The 17,252-nt window shown below is 31.3% G+C and carries 21 protein-coding genes and 7 tRNA genes; 21 read left to right on the top strand and 7 right to left on the bottom strand.

What is annotated here, in order from left to right:
- Positions 1-20 precede the first annotated feature (20 nt).
- From C7U55_RS09875 to C7U55_RS09840, 8 genes are all read left to right on the top strand, one after another.
- The gene (locus tag C7U55_RS09875) at positions 21-455 is read left to right on the top strand and encodes an ATP synthase subunit C (RefSeq protein WP_048924889.1); all 435 of its coding nucleotides are present in this window, start codon (positions 21-23) and stop codon (positions 453-455) included.
- Positions 456-473: 18 nt separating this feature from the next.
- Positions 474-782 carry a V-type ATP synthase subunit F gene (locus tag C7U55_RS09870; protein ID WP_022002296.1) on the top strand — a complete coding sequence of 103 codons (309 nt, stop codon included), beginning with the start codon at positions 474-476 and terminating at the stop codon, positions 780-782.
- Between the two features lie 11 nt (positions 783-793).
- The gene (locus C7U55_RS09865; protein WP_106988424.1) at positions 794-1,390 is read left to right on the top strand and encodes a V-type ATP synthase subunit E; all 597 of its coding nucleotides are present in this window, start codon (positions 794-796) and stop codon (positions 1,388-1,390) included.
- A gap of 11 nt (positions 1,391-1,401) precedes the next feature.
- Positions 1,402-3,153, top strand: a complete 1,752-nt coding sequence (locus C7U55_RS09860; protein ID WP_022002294.1) for a V-type ATP synthase subunit A — start codon at positions 1,402-1,404, stop codon at positions 3,151-3,153.
- Positions 3,154-3,165: 12 nt separating this feature from the next.
- Entirely contained in the window at positions 3,166-4,608 is a 1,443-nt protein-coding gene (locus C7U55_RS09855; protein ID WP_048924886.1) for a V-type ATP synthase subunit B, read from the top strand.
- A gap of 2 nt (positions 4,609-4,610) precedes the next feature.
- Positions 4,611-5,219: a V-type ATP synthase subunit D gene (locus C7U55_RS09850; protein WP_048924885.1), complete on the top strand. Its 609-nt coding sequence runs from the start codon at positions 4,611-4,613 to the stop codon at positions 5,217-5,219.
- Between the two features lie 107 nt (positions 5,220-5,326).
- Positions 5,327-6,094, top strand: coding sequence for a type I 3-dehydroquinate dehydratase (gene aroD, locus C7U55_RS09845; protein ID WP_106988423.1), 768 nt, complete (start codon positions 5,327-5,329; stop codon positions 6,092-6,094).
- 41 nt (positions 6,095-6,135) lie between these two features.
- Positions 6,136-6,510 carry a hypothetical protein gene (locus C7U55_RS09840; RefSeq protein ID WP_106988422.1) on the top strand — a complete coding sequence of 125 codons (375 nt, stop codon included), beginning with the start codon at positions 6,136-6,138 and terminating at the stop codon, positions 6,508-6,510.
- On the opposite strand, the gene asnB is transcribed toward C7U55_RS09840, so the two are convergent.
- From asnB to C7U55_RS09820, 4 genes are all read right to left on the bottom strand, one after another.
- The gene (gene asnB / locus C7U55_RS09835; RefSeq protein WP_106988421.1) at positions 6,507-8,321 is read right to left on the bottom strand and encodes an asparagine synthase (glutamine-hydrolyzing); all 1,815 of its coding nucleotides are present in this window, start codon (positions 8,319-8,321) and stop codon (positions 6,507-6,509) included. The genes C7U55_RS09840 and asnB overlap by 4 nt on opposite strands.
- 69 nt (positions 8,322-8,390) lie before the next feature.
- On the bottom strand, positions 8,391-9,302 hold the full coding sequence (locus C7U55_RS09830) for an SPFH domain-containing protein (RefSeq protein WP_106988420.1): 912 nt from the start codon (positions 9,300-9,302) through the stop codon (positions 8,391-8,393).
- 12 nt (positions 9,303-9,314) lie between these two features.
- Entirely contained in the window at positions 9,315-9,743 is a 429-nt protein-coding gene (locus C7U55_RS09825) for an NfeD family protein (RefSeq protein WP_227213507.1), read from the bottom strand.
- A gap of 13 nt (positions 9,744-9,756) precedes the next feature.
- Positions 9,757-10,122: a hypothetical protein gene (locus C7U55_RS09820; RefSeq protein ID WP_048925011.1), complete on the bottom strand. Its 366-nt coding sequence runs from the start codon at positions 10,120-10,122 to the stop codon at positions 9,757-9,759.
- A 140-nt stretch (positions 10,123-10,262) separates the two neighbouring features.
- Here C7U55_RS09820 and C7U55_RS09815 point away from each other — a divergent pair, with 140 nt between their 5' ends.
- From C7U55_RS09815 to C7U55_RS09800, 4 genes are all read left to right on the top strand, one after another.
- Positions 10,263-10,706, top strand: a complete 444-nt coding sequence (locus tag C7U55_RS09815; RefSeq protein WP_106988419.1) for a hypothetical protein — start codon at positions 10,263-10,265, stop codon at positions 10,704-10,706.
- The gene (locus tag C7U55_RS09810; RefSeq protein ID WP_106988418.1) at positions 10,703-11,167 is read left to right on the top strand and encodes a hypothetical protein; all 465 of its coding nucleotides are present in this window, start codon (positions 10,703-10,705) and stop codon (positions 11,165-11,167) included. The genes C7U55_RS09815 and C7U55_RS09810 overlap by 4 nt, the downstream gene beginning before the upstream one ends.
- Positions 11,168-11,231: 64 nt before the next feature.
- Positions 11,232-11,930 carry a purine-nucleoside phosphorylase gene (gene deoD / locus C7U55_RS09805; RefSeq protein WP_106988417.1) on the top strand — a complete coding sequence of 233 codons (699 nt, stop codon included), beginning with the start codon at positions 11,232-11,234 and terminating at the stop codon, positions 11,928-11,930.
- Positions 11,931-12,551 (top strand): HAD family hydrolase, encoded by a 621-nt coding sequence (locus C7U55_RS09800; protein WP_106988416.1) that lies wholly within the window; start codon positions 11,931-11,933, stop codon positions 12,549-12,551.
- A gap of 5 nt (positions 12,552-12,556) precedes the next feature.
- On the opposite strand, the gene C7U55_RS09795 is transcribed toward C7U55_RS09800, so the two are convergent.
- Positions 12,557-12,760, bottom strand: a complete 204-nt coding sequence (locus C7U55_RS09795; RefSeq protein ID WP_106988415.1) for a DUF378 domain-containing protein — start codon at positions 12,758-12,760, stop codon at positions 12,557-12,559.
- 93 nt (positions 12,761-12,853) lie between these two features.
- On the opposite strand from C7U55_RS09795, the gene C7U55_RS09790 reads away from it, so the two are divergent.
- Complete coding sequence (locus C7U55_RS09790; RefSeq protein WP_106988414.1) at positions 12,854-13,828, top strand: LolA family protein; 975 nt, start codon at positions 12,854-12,856, stop codon at positions 13,826-13,828.
- A 58-nt stretch (positions 13,829-13,886) separates the two neighbouring features.
- Positions 13,887-14,987, top strand: coding sequence for an alanine racemase (alr, locus tag C7U55_RS09785; protein WP_106988413.1), 1,101 nt, complete (start codon positions 13,887-13,889; stop codon positions 14,985-14,987).
- A 30-nt stretch (positions 14,988-15,017) separates the two neighbouring features.
- Here the strand turns inward: alr and C7U55_RS09780 are convergent, their stop codons facing one another.
- Positions 15,018-15,437: a hypothetical protein gene (locus C7U55_RS09780; RefSeq protein WP_106988412.1), complete on the bottom strand. Its 420-nt coding sequence runs from the start codon at positions 15,435-15,437 to the stop codon at positions 15,018-15,020.
- Between the two features lie 75 nt (positions 15,438-15,512).
- On the bottom strand, positions 15,513-16,514 hold the full coding sequence (gene galE / locus C7U55_RS09775; protein ID WP_106988411.1) for a UDP-glucose 4-epimerase GalE: 1,002 nt from the start codon (positions 16,512-16,514) through the stop codon (positions 15,513-15,515).
- 121 nt (positions 16,515-16,635) lie between these two features.
- Here galE and C7U55_RS09770 point away from each other — a divergent pair.
- From C7U55_RS09770 to C7U55_RS09740, 7 genes are all read left to right on the top strand, one after another.
- Positions 16,636-16,711 (top strand) — tRNA-Val (locus C7U55_RS09770).
- 24 nt (positions 16,712-16,735) lie between these two features.
- Positions 16,736-16,811 (top strand) — tRNA-Thr (locus C7U55_RS09765).
- 4 nt (positions 16,812-16,815) lie between these two features.
- A tRNA-Tyr gene (locus C7U55_RS09760) sits at positions 16,816-16,899 on the top strand.
- An 8-nt stretch (positions 16,900-16,907) separates the two neighbouring features.
- Positions 16,908-16,983 (top strand) — tRNA-Gln (locus tag C7U55_RS09755).
- Positions 16,984-16,993: 10 nt separating this feature from the next.
- Positions 16,994-17,069: transfer RNA gene (locus C7U55_RS09750), tRNA-Lys, on the top strand.
- Between the two features lie 13 nt (positions 17,070-17,082).
- A tRNA-Leu gene (locus tag C7U55_RS09745) sits at positions 17,083-17,171 on the top strand.
- A gap of 6 nt (positions 17,172-17,177) precedes the next feature.
- Positions 17,178-17,251 (top strand) — tRNA-Gly (locus C7U55_RS09740).
- Position 17,252 lies beyond the last annotated feature (1 nt).

Raw genomic sequence — 17,252 nt, 5'->3', positions numbered from 1 at the left:
ATTCAAGGAGGAAATTTATTATGACAGTATTAGAAATTTTATTACCATTATTTGCAGTAGTTTTATTAACATTACCATTAATTAAAGTATTTACAGGAAAAGTATCAGCTCAAAGCGCTAAAAGAAGATTAGGTGTTCATATCAGTGGTTTCGCTGGTGCCGTTGTTTTATGTTTATTAGTTGCTATGTCAAATTCAAGTGTATTTGCAGCAGGTGAAGTTGCTACAATCACTGGAACAATTGCTCAAGGTTTAGGATTCTTAGCAGCATCTTTATCAACTGGATTCTCTGCTTTAGGTGCAGGTATTGCCGTTGCTGCAGCAGCTCCAGCAGCTATCGGAGCTTTCTCTGAAAATGAAAAGAACTTTGGTAAATCATTAATCTTCGTTGCCTTAGGTGAAGGGGTTGCAATCTATGGTTTATTAATCTCTATCTTAATTATCAACAAAATCTAATTTAGAGAGTGATTTTTTATGAAATTTTATTTAATAAGTGACAATGTCGATACTGAAATGGGTTTAAGACTTGTTGGTATTGAAGGAGAAGTTGTTCATAAAAGACGTGATTTTCTTGAAGTTTTGGAAACAAAAATGAAAGATAGATCCATAGGTGTGATTTTAATTACAACGAAATTAATTGAATTAGCTCCTGATGTTATTTCTGAAATAAAATTAAAACAACAAAAACCATTGCTTGTAGAAATTCCTGATAGACATGGAAATTCTAAAATTGGTGAAACGATTGATAGATATGTTTCAGAAGCAATTGGAGTTAAGTTATAGGAGAAAGTGCTATGCAAAAAAAAGATCAAGTCTTTCTTTATATCAAAGATGAAATTGAAAAAATTTCATCAGCTGAAGAAAAAGAAATTTTAGATGAAGCCAAAGCAATTGAACAAGAAGCTTATAACCAATTAAGAGGTGAAGCCGAAATTGATGCCAAACATCAATTAGATAAAGAATTAGCAGAAATTTCTTCTAAAGCAAGTATTGAAGCTTCAGCTCAACTCGAAGAAAGATTAAAAAAATTAGTTGAAAAAAGAGAAGAATATGTTCAAACAATTTTTACAGAAGTAAAAAATAAACTTGTTGAATTTGTAAATGGTAAAGATTATAAAGATTATTTACTAACACATGTAAAAGCTGTTAGTGATGAATATCAAATGACAGATTGTGTTTTATATGTAAGAAAAGATGATTTAAAATATGCAGATGATTTAAAGAAAGCATATGCTTTACCAATTGAAGTTGAAGAAGGTCAACAAATTCAATTAGGTGGATTCATTATTGAAAATAAAGCAACAAATGTTGTTGTAGATGAATCATTAGACTCAAATTTAGAAGCTCAAAAAGATTGGTTCTATAAGACTTCTGGATTAATGATTAAATAGGGGGATTAAAGATGAGTGAAAATGTAATTTATTCTATTAATGGTCCCGTTGTTAAAGTAAAAAATGCCAAAGACTTTTCAATGTTAGAAATGGTTTATGTTGGTCATGCAAAATTAATGGGGGAAGTTATTTCTATTTCTAAAGATTTAACAACTATCCAAGTATATGAAACAACAACTGGTTTAAAACCAGGAGAACCTGTTATTTCAACAGGATCACCAATTTGTGTTACATTAGGTCCTGGTATTTTAAGAAATATCTTTGATGGGATTGAACGTCCTTTACAAGCGATTGCTGAACAATCTGGTGCTTTTATTGAAGCCGGAAGCGATGTTGATTCACTTGATGTTGAAAAATTATGGGACGTTACAATGAAAGTAAAAGTAGGAGATGTTTTAAAAGGTGGAGATATCTATGCAACATGTCCTGAAACAGATTTAATTGAACACAGATGTATGCTTTCACCACTTTTAAGTGGTAAAGTTGTAGAAGTAAAAGAAAATGGTCAATATAAAATCAATGATGTCGTTATGAAAATTGAAGATGAACATGGTCAAATTCACGAATGTACATTATGTCAAAAATGGCCAATCAAACAAGCACGTCCTACTTTAGAACGTTTACCAATTTCTATTCCTTTAGTAACAGGACAACGTGTTATCGATACATTATTCCCAATCGCTAAAGGTGGAACTGCTGCTATTCCAGGTGGTTTCGGTACTGGTAAAACAATGACACAACACCAAATTGCTAAATGGTGTGATGCCGATATTATCATTTATGTTGGTTGTGGAGAACGTGGAAACGAAATGACTCAAGTTCTTGAAGAATTTAGTGAGTTAATTGACCCTAAGAGTGGTAAACCATTAACTGATAGAACTGTCTTAATTGCTAATACTTCAAACATGCCAGTTGCCGCTCGTGAAGCAAGTATTTATACAGGAATTACTTTAGCTGAATATTATCGTGATATGGGATATCACTGTGCAATCATGGCCGATTCGACTTCACGTTGGGCAGAAGCGTTACGTGAAATCTCTGGTCGTCTAGAAGAAATGCCAGCTGAAGAAGGATTCCCAGCTTACTTACCATCACGTTTATCACAATTCTATGAACGTGCTGGATACATGAAAACTTTAAATGGACAAGAAGGTTCTGTTTCAATCATCGGTGCCGTATCACCACAAGGGGCAGACTTCTCAGAACCAGTTACACAAAATACAAAACGTTTCGTAAGATGTTTCTGGGCTTTAGATAAAGCCTTAGCTTATGCTCGTCATTATTTCGCAATTAACTGGACACAATCTTATAGTGATTATGTTTATGATCTTGAAAAATGGTATGACCAAAATGTTGGTTCTGATTTCGTCAGTGATCGTCAACAACTTTCATTCATTCTTGCTGAAGAATCAAGATTAAATGAAATTGTTAACTTAATGGGACCTGATGTATTACCAGAAGATCAAAAATTAGTTATGGAAATTGCGAAAGTGGTTCGTGTTGGTTATTTACAACAAAATGCCTTCCATAAGGATGATACATACGTACCACTTGCTAAACAATTAAAGATGATGGATGTTATCTTATATTTAAATAAAAAATGTCAAGAAGCTGTTGCTCAAGGTAAAGTTGTTCGTGCAATTAGTGAAACTGGTATTTTTGAACAATTAATTAAAATGAAATATGATATTCCAAATGATCATATTGAAAAATTAGATACTTATTATCAAGATATTGATAATGCATTAAAATCTGTAGCGTAGGAGGAAAAGAAAATGGCACTACAATATGTAGGATTAAATGAAATCAATGGATCATTAGTCGTTTTAGATCACGTAAAAGGTGCCTCTTACGACGAAATGGTTGAAATTCAATTAAAAAATGGTACAACACGTTCTGGACGTGTTGTCCAAATTGAAGGTGAAAAAATCGTTGTTCAAGTATTTGAAGGAACAAATGACTTATCACTAGAAAATACAAAAACTAAATTATTAGGTAGACCAATGGAATTACCTGTTTCTAAAGAAATTTTAGGACGTGTATTCAATGGTGCTGGTCGCCCAATTGATGGGTTAGGTGAAATCTATGCTGAAGAAATGATGGATATCAATGGTTTACCATTAAATCCAGTAAGCCGTGTTTATCCACGTAACTATATCAATACAGGTATTTCATCAATTGACTGTCTTGCTACATTAATTCGTGGACAAAAATTACCAATCTTCTCTGGTTCAGGTTTACCACATGACCGTTTAGCTGTACAAATCGTTAAACAAGCCAAAGTTGCTGACGAATCAGGAAAAGGTTTCGCGATTGTCTTTGCCGCAATGGGTGTTACAAATGACGTTGCAAACTACTTTACACGTAGCTTTAAAGAAGCGGGTGTTATGGAAAGAGTTGTTATGTTCTTAAACTTATCAAACGATCCAATCATCGAACGTACATTAACACCACGCTGTGCTTTAACTGCAGCTGAATATTTAGCTTATAAACAAAATATGCACGTATTAGTTATCTATACAGATATCACTTCATATTGTGAAGCGTTACGTGAATTCTCTTCAAGTAAAGGAGAAATTCCTGGACGTAAAGGTTATCCAGGTTACTTATATTCTGACTTAGCTTCTTTATATGAAAGAGCTGGTATTATTAAAGGGGCAGAAGGTTCTGTAACACAAATCCCTATTTTAACAATGCCTAACAATGATATTACTCACCCAGTTCCTGACTTAACTGGATATATCACTGAAGGACAAATTACTTTGTCACCTGAATTAAACTCAGCAGGTATTTATCCACCAGTTGATGTTTTACCATCACTTTCACGTTTAATGAAAGATGGTATCGGTGAAGGGTATACACGTGGCGATCATCAAGACATTGCCAACCAATTATTTGCATGTTACGCTCACGTCCAAGATGTTAAATCATTAACATCAGTTATCGGTGAAGATGAATTATCTCCATTAGATAAACAATATTTATCATTTGGTAAACTATTTGAACAACATTTCTTAAATCAAGGTTTCGATGTCAATAGATCAATTGAAGAAACATTAGATTTAGGATGGGATTTAGTTTCTGTTTTACCAAGAGAAGCACTTGATCGTCTAGATAACAAATTATTAGATGAACATTATGATCATGATCGTGCTGTAAAACGTTTCCATATTAAAGAAAAATCAATCATCAAAGAATTACAAGAAGCAGGTGATTAATTATGGCTTTAAAAGTTGTTCCAACAAAAGGAAATTTAATTTCTACAAAGAAACAATTACAATTAGCTGTTCTTGGATATGATCTATTAGATAAAAAAAGAAACGTTCTTATTAAAGAAATGATGTCTTTATTAGATGACGTTAAAATGGTCAGAGATGAAATTACGGAAGCTTATCAAAATGCTTATGATGCCTTACAAGAAGCAAATATCTCTTTAGGATTAATTAGTGACATCGTTACTGCAACTCCTATTGATTATGGAATTAGTATTGCTTATCGAAGTGTTATGGGTGTGGAAATTCCTAAAATTACATATCATAAACAACCTATGGTGTGTAGTTATAACATGGACCGTTCTAATTCAAAAGTGGATTATGCTTATGAATGTTTCTATCGTGTTAAAGAATTAACAGTTGTCTTAGCGGAAGTAGAAAACTCAGTTTATCGATTAGCTAATACAATTAGAAAAACACAAAAACGTGCCAATGCCTTGAAGAATATTTCAATTCCACGTTTTGAAGAAACAATTAAATTTATTAGTGAATCGCTTGAAGAAAAAGAACGTGAAGAATTCTCAAGACAAAAAGTTATAAAGAATCAAAAGCATTAATTAATTTTAATGCTTTTTTTTGCAAATTATAAAAAAATTAACATTATGATAAAAAAATATGATATTATTATGCTGTTGAATTTTAAATAATCAAAGAAGGTGTAATTATGAGTATTAATGTCAAAGATATCACAATAGGGGAAGGATTACCTAAAGTATGTGTTCCTATTGTTGAAGATAATGATGAAGCAATCTTAGATAAATTAAAAGAGTTTGATCAATTAGATGTTGATATCATTGAATTAAGAATTGATTTTTATAAAAATATTTTACAATTTGATGCATTAAAGAATTTATTTTTAAATATTGCTGCTTTACAAATTAAAAAGCCAATCATTCTAACAATTCGTACAGCAGCAGAAGGTGGAGAGATTGAAATCGATCCAAAGGATTATTTCCATGTTTATGAATTAGGGATTGAATCAAAGGCATTCGATATTTATGATGTTGAATTAGCTTTAGGAACAAATATGGCAATTGAACTTCATACACTTATTCATGATGCGAATAAATATATGTTAATGTCAGCCCATCATTTCAATCGTACCCCAGAAGTAGATTCATTAATGCAAAAATTTAAATCCATGGATTCATTAGAAGCAGATATTATGAAAATTGCGGTCATGCCAGAAGATTACCATGATGTTTTAAACCTTTTGACATTCACATTAGAAGCTAAACACGAATACAGCAATAAACCAATTGTGACAATGTCAATGTCTCCATTAGGACTTACAACACGTCTTGTAGGAGAACAATTTGGTAGTGCCATTACTTTTGGTTGTGTAGGAAAAGCAAGTGCTCCTGGACAAATCAATTATCAAGAATTAAATCAAATTTTACAATTAATTCATAAAAATGTTCAAGAAGCCTAGGCTTCTTGATTTTTTATACATAGAATAAAAGTGGTGATATTATGAAAATAGATGCGATAGCATTACAAAAGCTTGTATGGATCATTTATAAACGCTTTTTTATGGAAAAAGGAAGGCTTAAAGATGTTCAAATTAAAATTGGTGAATATCTTCATGTGTTACTTGTTTTAGATTATAAAGGAATTGAAACACGTATTACTTTACAAGGTGATCTTTATATTGATCATGATCTTGTACTTGATACAAAAGGAACAATACGATATGGTTTTTTAAAACTGAATTATGAAAAATTATTAAAAGATTGGACAAAGGATATTCCTGAAATTCAAGTTCAAGGAAAACAAATAAGAATAAAAAATGAATATCTAAAAGATATTCATCTACAAAATAATGAAATAGAATTAGAACTTCTTTAGAGTTCTAATTCTACATGATAAATTTTACCCCAAACATAGATTTGATAGAAGTAAGCAAGAAGTTGTGGTCCCATCATTAATTGTCCAAACCAAGGGACTTCAATGGTTTCACTATTTTCAATGAAATGTTTGAGTTTTTTTATATCAAAGAGTTGATAGAGTATATTGTTTTTATCATTGAGGGTCTCTAATAAAAGGCGCTTAATATAGGTAAGGAAAAAAGGAGAATGGGTTTTAGGATAAGGATTTTTTTTACGGTTGTAAATATCCTTAGGAAGGAAATCTTTGAAAGCATCACGGAGGACACTTTTTTCTTGTTGATCTTTATACATATAAGACCAAGGAACATTATACATATATTCGATAAGGTCTTTGGATGCAAAGGGAACACGTAGCTCAACAGCGCTATACATCGATTGACTATCACTACGAGTTAGAAGGGTTTGCATAAACCATTCAATGTTAAGATAAATCATTTTTCTTTTATTGGTATCATAGAAGCTTTGATCAAGATAATCGATTTCCTGTAAAGTTTGATAATATTGATTTTGAACATAATCTTTGATGTTCAATTTTTTTATATTTTCATTTAATAAATCAAGTCTTTGATCAATATCTCTAATCCATGGGAAAGTATCTAAACTATAGAGCTCCTTTTTATAAAACCATGGATAGCCACCAAAGATTTCATCAGCACATTCACCCGATAAAACAACTTTATGATGTCTTTTGATTTCTTTACAAAACAAAAGAAAACTTGAATCAATATCTGCCATACCCGGTGCATCACGAGCAATCATACTTTGTTTTAAAAAGATAATGAGGTTCTTTTGTGAAAGTACCACATTATTATGATGACTATGATAACGTTCGACCATTTCATCAATATAATCACTATCACGGGTCAATTGATAATCATAGGGTTTAAAGTATTTTTCTTGATCTAAGTAGTCAATACTATAGGTTGATATGTTATTGACATATTGGCTACTTAAGGCCGTAATAATACTTGAATCTAAACCGCCTGATAACATACAAGAAATGGGCACATCACTTAAAAGTTGTCTTTGAATACTTTGATTTACCAAATAACGTACATCTTGTACTGTTTCTTCATAGCTTTTAAGATGAGGTTTTTTTTGTAAGCCCCAGTAACGGTCAATGATACAGTCATTTCCATCATAAAATAAATAATGAGCTGGTCTTAAACTTGAAATATCTTTATAGAGCGTTTTTCCTGGAGATAAACTAGGACCTAATCCTAATAGTTCTTTAATACCTGTTTTATCAACCACGCACTTTCCTAAATACATTAAAATCGCTTTAATTTCACTAGCGATAATGAGATCATTTTCTTTTAAATAATAATACAAAGGTTTTACCCCTAAATGATCACGACAAGCAAAGATTTGATCATCATAATAAATAACAAAAGAAAAAATACCATCTAACATATTTAAACATTTTTCACGGTAAGCAATAAAACAAACAAGCAAAACTTCACTATCACTTTGACTTGAAAAATGAAATCCTAAATCAATAAGATGTTTTTTCAATTCGTTCATATTATAGATTTCACCATTAAAAATAATACGATATATTTTACCTTGATACGTATATTCAAAAGGTTGTTTACCACCCTTTAAATCAATAATTGATAAGCGACAATGACCTAATAAAACATGACTATCAAAATAAGTTCTTGAATCATCAGGACCACGATGTTCCAATAAATGAAGCATTTGATTGAACTTTCCACAATCCTCTAAAACATTTCTTTGTTTATTGTATAAACATAAAATACCACACATAGTTTTTCACCCTATACACTATATGAGACAAAAAAAAGAATATGAAAAAACAGTCCAAAGACTGTTTTTCTATTTGTTATCTTTTTTTTCTGTAACAACTTCTTTTAAAGTTGTAGCAAGACCAGCAATTCCTTGTAATTCACTTGGAATAATGATCTTAGTAGCATCACCCTTAGATAAGTTTTCTAAAGCTTTGAAACCTTGTAAAGTGACATAAGCTTGATCTGGATGTGCATCGTTGATATAAGTAATACCTTTTGCTTGTGCTTCGTAAACTAAACGTAATGCTTCTGCTTGACCTTCAGCTTTAGCGATGGCTGCTTCTTTTTCAGCTTCCGCTCTTAAGATTGTTGATTGTTTATCCCCTTCAGCATTTAAGATAGCTGCTGTCTTTTTACCTTCAGCTTGTAAGATAGCTTCACGTCTTTCACGTTCAGCACGCATTTGTTTTTCCATTGCTTCTTGAATATCGCGAGGTGGAATAATGTTTTTAACTTCTACACGGTGAACTTTGATTCCCCATGGGTCTGTTGCTTCATCAAGAATACTTCTCATACGTGAATTAATAATATCACGAGATGTTAAAGTTTCATCTAATTCAAGATCCCCAATAATATTACGAAGAGTAGTTGCTGTTAAGTTTTCAATAGCGTTAATTGGACGATCAACTCCATATGTGAATAAACGTGGATCGGTAATTTGATAATAAACAACAGTATCAATTTGCATTGTAACGTTATCTTTTGTGATAACAGGTTGAGGTGCGAAATCAACAACTTGTTCTTTTAAAGAAACTTTGTTGGCAACACGATCTAAAAATGGAACAAGAATATGAAGACCAACACCGCATGTACGGTTATATGCTCCAATTCTTTCAACAACATATGCTTTTGATTGAGGAACAATACGAATCGCAAAAGCAATAACACTTACGACAATAAGTGTAACAATAATGATTAAAACTAAAGTAATAATACTCATTTTCTTTCTCCTTTATTTATTAATTTTTTTAACCACAAGATGGGCACCTTCTACGGCAAGTATTTCACAATAATCACCAACTTCTAAAGTGGAATTATCTAAACTCGAAGCAGACCACTGCGTAGAAAGCACTTTGACTTCGCCTCTTGTGTCAGCATCAATTCTTTTTAACACTAAACCATGTTGACCAATGACACGATCATAGTTGGTACTTACTGTTTGTGTTTTTAAATACTTTTTCGCAAGAGGTCGACTTGCAAAAATACAAATAATACTCAAGATGACAAAGACAACAATTTGTATTGTTTGACTTAATCCAAGAGCATACGCAATTAATGCGCCAATTCCCCCAATAGTAAACCAGATACTTACTAAGTCGATCGTGATTAATTCAATCGCGGCAGCAATAATTGTAATACCTAGCCATATCCACAACATCATATCTATACCTCCCTTATAGATGAACTGTTAAAATCTGATGAACAACATCAAAGTTTGCAGGATACTTAATTCCTTGCTTATCACTTAAATCTAAATGATAATCTCTTGCGAGGTTTTCAATAAAGTTTTTATTAGAAACGCGCCCATAACTTTTACCTATTGAAATACGATGTAATTGATCTTTAGGATAAAGACCTTCATCAATTGCTGTTTTATCAACAGGTTTAATTCCTAATAAATTATTTTCTTTATCAACACCTAATAAAACATATTGAACATTTTCAAAATTTTTACATGCAGCGGTGTTTAAAGTAAGATTTGTACTATAAATAGTCACTGTTTTCTTTGAAATTTCATTTGTTGACCATACAAATGCCATAGCTATCATCCTTTCTACTTACATTATATTATATTTATTATTTTTGTTCAATATTAATTATTATTAATATTATTTATCTTCATTACATTTCTTTTCATTGAAAAATAAATGCGGTATAATCATTGAAACAGGAGAAGAAGATGAAAAAAATATTAATTCTATTTTTACTTTTATTATCGGTAGGATGTCACAGTAACAAGTATGAAGATACGTATTATTTAACCTATTTTTATGTAGAGGATTGTTTGAATTGTCAACATTTTAAAAAGAATGTTCTACCAGCAATTAAAAAAGAGTTTGGTAAACATATGAAAATCAAAGCCTATGATATGGATGATGAAAAGACTTTTGATGAAATGAAAGTAAGTTATCAAGAACATATTGATCAAATTATTGATTTTAATGAGGATGATTATGGTTATGGACCAATGGTCTTTTTAGAAGGCTATTTTGCTATTTTAGGAGCAGGAAACGAAGATGATTATGTTGAACATCTTGTTAGAGCTATACAAGGAAAAGAATTGAATAAAGCATCAAAGAATGAAATATATTATTATTTAAGAAAGGGTAAGCTGAAACAATGAATAGAATAAAAAAACTTTTATTAATTGTAATCTTATTAATCCCTTTAGTGGGATGTCAAAGTCAAAAGAATGAATGGAAGGGGACATATTATTTAACTTATTTTTATTTAAAAGATTGTTCCAATTGTCAACATTTTAAAAAGAATGTTCTACCAGCAATTAAAAAAGAGTTTGGTAAACATATGAAAATCAAAGCCTATGATATGGATGATGAAAAGACTTTTGATGAAATGAAGGTAAGTTATCAAGAACATATTGATCAAATTATTGATTTTAATGAGGATGATTATGGTTATGGACCAATGGTCTTTTTAGAAGGCTATTTTGCTATTTTAGGAGCAGGAAACGAAGATGATTATGTTGAACATCTTGTTAGAGCTATACAAGGAAAAGAATTGAATGAGGCTTCTGAAATTGAAACGTATTATTATTTAAAGGATGGAAAAGTACAAAATTCTTAAAAGTTATTATCAATTGAAAAAGAATATGTTAAACTTTAAGAAGAAAATAAAGGAGGAAGTGTTTATGTCAACACCACATAATCAAGCAAATAAAGGAGATATCGCAAAAACTGTCTTAATGCCAGGAGATCCTTTACGTGCAAAATATTTAGCAGAAACGTATTTAGAAAATGTTAAACAATTTAATGCGACAAGAAGTATGTTTGGCTATACAGGAACATATAAAGGAAAAGAAGTTTCTATTATGGGTTCAGGTATGGGAATGCCTAGTATTGGGATTTATAGTTATGAATTGTTTCATTTTTATGATGTAGAAAATATTATTCGTATTGGTTCTTGTGGATCATTTAAAGAAGATGTTCATTTAAGAGATATCATTATTGTACAAGGTGCTTGTACAGATTCAAATTATGCACATCAATATGAATTACCAGGAACATATTCAGCTATTTCTGATTATAGTTTATTAGAAAAAGCTGTAGAAAAAGCAAAAGAAAAGAATTTAACTTATCATGTAGGAAATGTCCTATCTTCTGACTTGTTCTATCATGCAGATAATAAAGCAGATAAATGGATTAAAATGGGATGCCTTGCTACAGAAATGGAATCTTATGCTTTATTCGCAAATGCAGCTTATGCGGGTAAAAAAGCGTTAACTTTATTAACTGTTTCTGATTCATTAGTTACAAGTGAAGAAACAACAGCAGAAGAAAGAGAAAAAACATTTACAGCAATGATGGAAGTTGCTTTGGAGATTGCTTAAGTGTTAACAAAATTTGCCTTTTTTGATTTTGATGATACTTTAATTCATGGGGATTCTGGTGGAAAACTTTTAAAATATTATTTAAAAAGGCATCCACTTTCTGTTTTTAGATTATTAAAGGTTGTTTATCATTATGCTCTTTATTTACTTAAAATAGAGCCTTTAAATAAAGCAAAATCAGCTTGGCTTTATCCTTTAGATTATATGAATGATCAAGAAATCGAAAAGTTTTATCAAGAAGAATTAGAACCTTGTTATTATTTAAATGTAATTGAAGAATTAAAAAAGAAAAAAGCAGAAGGGTATATAATCTATATATGTAGTGCTTCGGCAGAAGCATATCTTCGTTTTTGTAAATTACCTGTTGATGAAATTTTAGGAACAAAGACTTTGATCAAAGAAAATAAATATACAAGTCAAATGATTGGAAATAATTGTAAGAATGAAGAAAAAGTAAAAAGAATCCAAGAAGTGATAAAAAATCATAATCTAGAAATAGATTATGACTTATCTTATGCTTATTCGGATTCTTTACATGATATTCCTATGTTAAAGATGGTAAAAAATCGAATTAAAATTGATACCAAAGATGGACATATGTCATCGTTTGAAATAGAGTAGCTTAGCTACTCTTTTATATTTAAGTCTGTAAAGAAAAGCATAATATTAATGAGTCCTGCTATTCCTACAACGATATAAATGAGCATTGATAAAAAACTATTTTGGCCAAATAAACTATCGACTAAATTAAAATTAAATAAGCCAATAAACCCCCAATTAATAGCTCCAATAATTGTAAAAACAAGGGCTGTTTTTTGTAATACGTTCATTTTCTTAACCTCCTTAAATAGATTCTATCCAAGAAATTTTATTTTATACATAAAATAAATAAAAAAGAATAATTTAATAAAGGAGGGATTGATTTGAAAAAAATATATCTCATTATTAGTATTATTGTTATCCTAGTTGCTGGTTTTTTATTTTATCGTATGAAAGGAAATTCTTTAAAATCAACATTAGAAGAAGCAAAAAAAGTAAATAACTATCAATTGGTTTGTGATATGGAAATGAGTCAAAATGATGAATTAAAAAGCTATGAAGTAAAAGTAGAATATTTAAAAAAGGAAAAACAAAAATATTATCGAGTAGAGCTTTATGATAAAAGTTTAAATCAAGCACAAATTATTATTCGTAATAAAAAAGGTGTTTATGTTTTAACACCAACCTTAAATCAAATGTTTAAGTTTCAAAGTAATTGGCCTGAAAATAGTCCTAAACCTTATATTTATTCTTACTTAATACAATTACTTGATGAAAATAAAGTTAAAAAGATTGAAAAAGGCTATCAAATAGAAGCAAAAGTCTCTTATCCAAATGATCCACGTATTGTAAAACAACAAATCATCTTTGATAAAAAACTAAAACCATTAATTGTTTTATGTTTAGATAAAGATGAGGGTGAAGTTATTTCTGTAAAAGTGAATGAATTTAAAACAAATGTAAAATTTGATCAAAAACATTTTAATCAAAATCAAGCATTAAAAGAATCAAAAAACAATGATCGTGTTTCAAGCCAACTAGATGTTTTATATCCAGTTGCTTTATTAGGCTCTAAATTAGAAAGTGAAACAGTTTCAACAATTGAAGGAGATAAAAATCATATTTTAAAATTTATCGGGGATAAAAACTTTACTATGGTAGAAAGTTTAGCAGGGGATCAAATGATACAAATTGAAAAAGAAGAAGTTGTTGATTTAGTCGATGGTTTTGCTTATTATCAACCGGGTAAATTAACAATGATTCATCAAGGTGTTTTGTGTTCTTTATATTCAAGAGATCTTACCAAAGAAGAAATGGTTTCAGTTATGACAAGTATTCAATCTTCTTCAACAAAATAATATTTCAAATTGAATTATTGGAAGGGTTGGATTATACTATTGTGTGGAGGTGTCGTTTATGAATTTAAAACGTGACACGTATGCAATTGTTGATTTAGATCATTTAAAATATAATGTAGAATTAGCGCATAATGAATTTAAAAGACCGTTAATGGCTGTTATTAAAGCAGATGCTTATGGTCATGGTTATAAAGAAGTGGCTAGTTTTTTAAAGGATATAGATTATGTAGAAATGTTTGCGGTAGCAACGTTACCAGAAGCTATTGAATTAAGGGAACTGGGAATTGATAAAGGAATTTTGATTTTAGGAGCAATTCCAACAAGTAAAAAAGATATTGATTTAGCAATTAAATATGATATTTCTTTAACAATGGTTTCAGTTGATTATTTAAAACTTTTAGAAAACTTAATTGATGAAGGACAAACTTTAAAAGTGCATATTAAATTAGATACAGGTATGCACCGTATTGGTTTAATGTCTAAAGATGAATTATCAACATTACTAGAATTAATTGATCCAAATAAATTTGATGTTGAAGGAATTTTTACGCATTTTGCGACAGCAGATGGAGACGACGAAGCGTTTGAAAAACAAAGAAATCTCTTTTATGAAATGATTGGTAACTGTAAGTTTAAATACATTCATTGTTGCAACTCAGCGGCCATGACGTATCATCATGATGAAAAATCAAATATGGGTAGATTAGGAATTACAATGTATGGATGTTCACCAAATGGTGAAGAAGAAACAAAATTCAAACAAGTTATGTCACTTTATACAAAAGTAGCAATGATTAAAAAAATACCTGCCGGTGATAAAGTGGGTTATGGCTTAACTTATACCGCTAAAGAAGATGAATATATTGCAACTTTACCAATTGGCTATGCAGATGGATTGATTCGTAAAAACCAAGGACGTAAAGTTTACATCAATGGTAAATATTATGAAATTGTAGGACGAGTGTGCATGGATCAAATGATGGTACGTGTAGATAAAAATGTGAAGATTGGCGATCAAGTAGAAATCTTTGGAGAACATATTTCTTTAGAAAGTATGGCAAAGGACTTAGATACAATATCTTATGAAGTGTTATGCTTGATTTCTAAACGTGTGCCAAGAGTTTATGTGCAAAATGGACAAGTAAAAGAACTGTTATAAAAAAACAAACTCAACGAGTTTGTTTTTTTATTATTTAAATAATTCTGCAATTCGGTAATAAGATAATGCTCCAGATTTTTGAGTTTTTACTTTACCATTTTTTATAACGAATGTTGAAGGTACTGTTCCATCATCTGTTTTAAATGTTTTTTGAATATAAGATGTTGCATCTTTTTCACTTGCAAGATTGACATAATAAATATGATCACTGTGATTTTTTTTCAAATATTTTAAACATACATCTTTATAATTAAGAGTTGTATTATCACTATCACTTCCAGCAACAACGACAAAGCTATCTTTAGCTTTTATTTTTTCTACAAGTTTTGTTTTACTAATAGTTGTAAGTTCAACATGTGTTGCTTGTCTATAGGCAAATAAAGCAATAAAAATGACAAAAACAAGTCCAAATACACTGATTTCCTTCCAAATCTTTTTTAAAAATCCCATAGAAGTTCCTCCTTTTTATACTTTACTATAATAACAAATTTCCCCTATGGAAACAATAAAAAAATAGCCCAAGGGCTATTTCATTCTAGTTTTCGCAAAGTTCCAAGTATCTCTGCACATATCATCAATACCTTTTGTTGCTACCCAACCAAGTTCTTCTTTCGCTCTTGTTGGATCAGCATAGCATGTTGCAATGTCACCAGCACGACGAGGTTTGATTTCATATTTTACTTTAACGCCATTTACTCTTTCAAAGGCATGAACAAGTTCTAAAACGCTATATCCACGACCAGTTCCTAAGTTACAGATATGTAAACCTGGTTTGTTGTATTTTTCAATAGCTAATACATGTCCTTTAGCTAAATCAACAACATGGATATAATCTCTGACACCTGTTCCATCAGGTGTATCATAATCATCACCGAAAACTCCTAGACATGGAAGTTCGCCAGCAGCAACTTTCATGATATAAGGCATAAGGTTATTTGGAATACCTTTAGGATCTTCTCCTAATAATCCGGATTCATGTGCTCCGATAGGATTGAAATAACGTAATAAAGTAACAGACATTTCAGGGCAAGCATGTTGAACATCTGTTAGGATTCTTTCCATCATGGCTTTACTTGCACCATAAGGATTTGTTGTTTCTCCTAATTTACAATCTTCAGTTAATGGGACAACTTCTGGATCTCCATAAACGGTTGCACTTGATGAGAAAACGATATTGTTTACATGATATTTCTTCATCATCTTGGCAACGATTAGAGTTGTTGTTAGGTTGTTTGTATAATATTCAATTGGTTTTTCTACAGATTCACCAACCGCTTTAAACGCAGCACAATGAATAACGGCATCTAAATCATTTTCTTTAAAAACTTCTTCAGTTTTCTTTTCATCTAAAATATTAAATTCATAGAACTTAACATCTTTACCAGTTATTTCTTTAATATATTTTAAAACTTCAGGTTTTGAATTAGAAAAGTCATCAATAACAACAACATCATGATTGGCTTGTAATAATTCAACACAAATGTGGCTACCAATATAACCAGTACCACCTGCGACAAGTACTTTCATTTCTTATCCTCCATCTTTTTTCTTTACACCTTTATTATAACAAATATAGAGGGGGATTCAATAAGACAAAAAGATACAAAAAGGGTAAAAATAGATGCTATTATAAGTGAGCACTGGTCGAGGAGGCTTAGCTCAGTTGGGAGAGCATCTGCCTTACAAGCAGAGGGTCAGCGGTTCGAGCCCGTTAGCCTCCACCATTTAAATAAAGTGCAAAAAGAAATGCCGGCTTAGCTCAATTGGTAGAGCAACTGACTTGTAATCAGTAGGTTGAGGGTTCAAGTCCTTTAGCCGGCACCATGATGGAGAGGTAGCGAAGTGGCTAAACGCGGCTGACTGTAACTCAGTTCCTTTTGGTTCGGTGGTTCGAATCCACTCCTCTCCACCATCTAAGAATGGGGTATAGCCAAGCGGTAAGGCAACAGACTTTGACTCTGTCATTGCGCTGGTTCGAATCCAGCTACCCCAGCCATAAAAGGTATGACCCGCTAGCTCAGTTGGTAGAGCATCTGACTTTTAATCAGAGGGTCAGGCGTTCGAGTCGCCTGCGGGTCACCATTTAACTGAATAAGCCCAGGTGGCGAAATTGGTAGACGCACAGGACTTAAAATCCTGCGGACCTTAAAATCCGTGCCGGTTCGACTCCGGCCCTGGGCACCATTCAATGCGGGTGTAGTTCAATGGTAGAACTTCAGCCTTCCAAGCTGACTACGTGGGTTCGATTCCCATCACCCGCTCCAT

This window comes from Faecalibacillus faecis, from assembly GCF_003024675.1.
Taxonomy (GTDB): domain Bacteria; phylum Bacillota_I; class Bacilli_A; order Erysipelotrichales; family Coprobacillaceae; genus Faecalibacillus; species Faecalibacillus faecis.
The sequence above is the reverse complement of the archived record's forward strand: the minus strand, read 5'-3'. Positions and strand labels throughout refer to the sequence as shown.

Excerpts from the sequence above, each read along its gene's own strand:
- C7U55_RS09875 (WP_048924889.1), top strand. The coding sequence starts at position 21 with ATGACAGTATTAGAAATTTTATTACCATTATTTGCAGTAGTTTTATTA.
- C7U55_RS09870 (WP_022002296.1), top strand. The coding sequence starts at position 474 with ATGAAATTTTATTTAATAAGTGACAATGTCGATACTGAAATGGGTTTA.
- C7U55_RS09865 (WP_106988424.1), top strand. The coding sequence starts at position 794 with ATGCAAAAAAAAGATCAAGTCTTTCTTTATATCAAAGATGAAATTGAA.
- C7U55_RS09860 (WP_022002294.1), top strand. The coding sequence starts at position 1,402 with ATGAGTGAAAATGTAATTTATTCTATTAATGGTCCCGTTGTTAAAGTA.
- C7U55_RS09855 (WP_048924886.1), top strand. The coding sequence starts at position 3,166 with ATGGCACTACAATATGTAGGATTAAATGAAATCAATGGATCATTAGTC.
- C7U55_RS09850 (WP_048924885.1), top strand. The coding sequence starts at position 4,611 with ATGGCTTTAAAAGTTGTTCCAACAAAAGGAAATTTAATTTCTACAAAG.
- aroD (WP_106988423.1), top strand. The coding sequence starts at position 5,327 with ATGAGTATTAATGTCAAAGATATCACAATAGGGGAAGGATTACCTAAA.
- C7U55_RS09840 (WP_106988422.1), top strand. The coding sequence starts at position 6,136 with ATGAAAATAGATGCGATAGCATTACAAAAGCTTGTATGGATCATTTAT.
- asnB (WP_106988421.1), bottom strand. The coding sequence starts at position 8,321 with ATGTGTGGTATTTTATGTTTATACAATAAACAAAGAAATGTTTTAGAG.
- C7U55_RS09830 (WP_106988420.1), bottom strand. The coding sequence starts at position 9,302 with ATGAGTATTATTACTTTAGTTTTAATCATTATTGTTACACTTATTGTC.
- C7U55_RS09825 (WP_227213507.1), bottom strand. The coding sequence starts at position 9,743 with ATGATGTTGTGGATATGGCTAGGTATTACAATTATTGCTGCCGCGATT.
- C7U55_RS09820 (WP_048925011.1), bottom strand. The coding sequence starts at position 10,122 with ATGGCATTTGTATGGTCAACAAATGAAATTTCAAAGAAAACAGTGACT.
- C7U55_RS09815 (WP_106988419.1), top strand. The coding sequence starts at position 10,263 with ATGAAAAAAATATTAATTCTATTTTTACTTTTATTATCGGTAGGATGT.
- C7U55_RS09810 (WP_106988418.1), top strand. The coding sequence starts at position 10,703 with ATGAATAGAATAAAAAAACTTTTATTAATTGTAATCTTATTAATCCCT.
- deoD (WP_106988417.1), top strand. The coding sequence starts at position 11,232 with ATGTCAACACCACATAATCAAGCAAATAAAGGAGATATCGCAAAAACT.
- C7U55_RS09795 (WP_106988415.1), bottom strand. The coding sequence starts at position 12,760 with ATGAACGTATTACAAAAAACAGCCCTTGTTTTTACAATTATTGGAGCT.
- alr (WP_106988413.1), top strand. The coding sequence starts at position 13,887 with ATGAATTTAAAACGTGACACGTATGCAATTGTTGATTTAGATCATTTA.
- C7U55_RS09780 (WP_106988412.1), bottom strand. The coding sequence starts at position 15,437 with ATGGGATTTTTAAAAAAGATTTGGAAGGAAATCAGTGTATTTGGACTT.
- galE (WP_106988411.1), bottom strand. The coding sequence starts at position 16,514 with ATGAAAGTACTTGTCGCAGGTGGTACTGGTTATATTGGTAGCCACATT.